Origin of the sequence: uncultured Aquincola sp., assembly GCF_964001545.1 — a bacterium.
GTDB lineage: Bacteria > Pseudomonadota > Gammaproteobacteria > Burkholderiales > Burkholderiaceae_C > Aquincola.
Window position 1 is genome coordinate 1 of sequence record NZ_CAXFDV010000077.1, and the last position, 1,835, is coordinate 1,835.

1 protein-coding gene is annotated in these 1,835 nt (G+C 67.8%); it reads left to right on the forward strand.

The features are described from left to right. A partial coding sequence (locus ABNT58_RS02795) for an efflux RND transporter permease subunit (RefSeq protein WP_348751990.1) occupies positions 1–1,660 on the forward strand: 1,660 nt, incomplete at its 5' end. Between the last annotated feature and the right edge of the window lie 175 nt (positions 1,661–1,835).

Consider the following 1,835-nt stretch of genomic DNA (forward strand, 5'->3'; position numbering starts at 1 on the left):
CGTGTCGGTGACGGTGACGCCCGTGCTCAGCTTCTACCTGCTGCCGCGGATGAAGAACCTGGACCACGGCGACACCAAGGTGCTGGCCTGGCTCAAGGCTCGCTACCGCAGCAGCTTGCAGGGCGTGCTGGACCGGCCCAAGGCCGCCATGGCGGCGGCGGGCGCGGCCGTGCTGGTGGCCGCGGCCGCCGTGCCGTTCTTCCCGACGACCTTCCTGCCGCCCTTCAACGAAGGCACGCTGTTGATCGGCCTGCGCCTGAACCCGGGCGTGACGCTGACCGAAACGTCAGCGCTGGCACGCCAGGCGGAAGTGCTCATCAAGCAGGTGCCCGAAGTGACGCACGTCGGTAGGCGCAGTGGGCGGGCCGAGCTCGACGAGCACGCGGAGGGCGTGCACGTCAGCGAACTCGACGTGGGTCTCAAGCCCACGGCCGAGCTCACGCGCAGCATGGACGAGATCAAGGCCGACATCCGCCGGCGGCTGGTCAACCTCCCGGCCGCACTGGAGATCGGCCAGCCCATCTCGCACCGCATCGACCACATGCTCTCGGGCGTGCGCTCGCAGATCGCGGTCAAGATCTTCGGTGAAGACCTCGATGCGCTGCGCGGCCAGGCCGATGCGCTGCGGGCGAAGCTGGCCACCATCCCCGGCATCGCCGACCTGCAGATCGAGAAGCAGGTGCTGGCGCCGCAGATCAAGGTGCGCATCGACTACGCAGCCGCCGCCCAGTACGGCGTGCCGGCGCCGCAGGTGTTGTCGGCACTGCAGGCCTTGGTCGAGGGCGAGAAGGTCACCCAGATCGTCGAAGGTGGCCGGCGCTTTGCGCTGGTGGTGCGCGTGCCGGAGTCGGCACGGTCGGTGGAGGGCCTGGGCCAGATCCTGATCGAGACGCCCAACGGCCGCATCCCGCTGTCGAAGATCGCGACGATCGAGGACGGCGACGGTCCCAACCAGATCAGCCGCGACGATGGCAAGCGACGCATCGTGTTGTCGGCCAACGCCTCGGGCCGCGCGCTGTCGGAGATCGTGGCCGACATCCGCAAGGTCGTGTCCGAGACCAAGTTGCCCGAGGGCTACTTCATCACCCTGGGCGGCCAGTTCCAGGCGCAGGAGGAGGCGTCGCGCCTGGTCGGCCTGCTGTCCATCGTGTCGCTGGCGCTGATGTTCGTGGTGCTGTACAGCCGCTACAAGTCGGCGGCGCTGTCGGCGCTCATCATGGTGAACATCCCGCTCGCGCTGGTCGGTGCCGTGATCGGGCTGTGGCTGTCGGGCCAGCCGCTCAGCGTCGCGGCGCTCGTCGGCTTCATCACGCTGGCGGGCATCTCGGTGCGCAACGGCATCCTGAAGGTCAGCCACTACATCAACTTGATGCGCTTCGAGGGCGAGGCCTTCGACCAGAAGATGATCCTGCGCGGCTCGCTGGAGCGGCTCAGCCCTGTGCTGATGACCGCCCTGGTCACCGCGTTTGCGCTGGCACCGCTGCTGTTCGAGGCCGAGCAGCCCGGCACCGAGGTGCTTCACCCGGTGGCCGTGGTGATCTTCTCCGGGCTGATCAGCTCGACCCTTCTCGACACCTTCCTAACGCCCGCGATGTTCTGGCTCTTCGGGCGCAAGCCGGCTGAAGCGCTGATGGACGACAAGGACGCCGAGGCGCTTTGACCCGTTTCCCGTTGACACCCCCCCTGAAAGGACTCCCATGAAGATGCACGCCCTTTTCGCCGCCATCACCCTCGTCCTTGCCGGCTCGGCCTTCGCCGCCGGCGACAAGCACGACCACGCCCACGAACACAAGCCGCTGCATGGTGGCGTCGTGGTCGAGGTCAAGGACATGGAC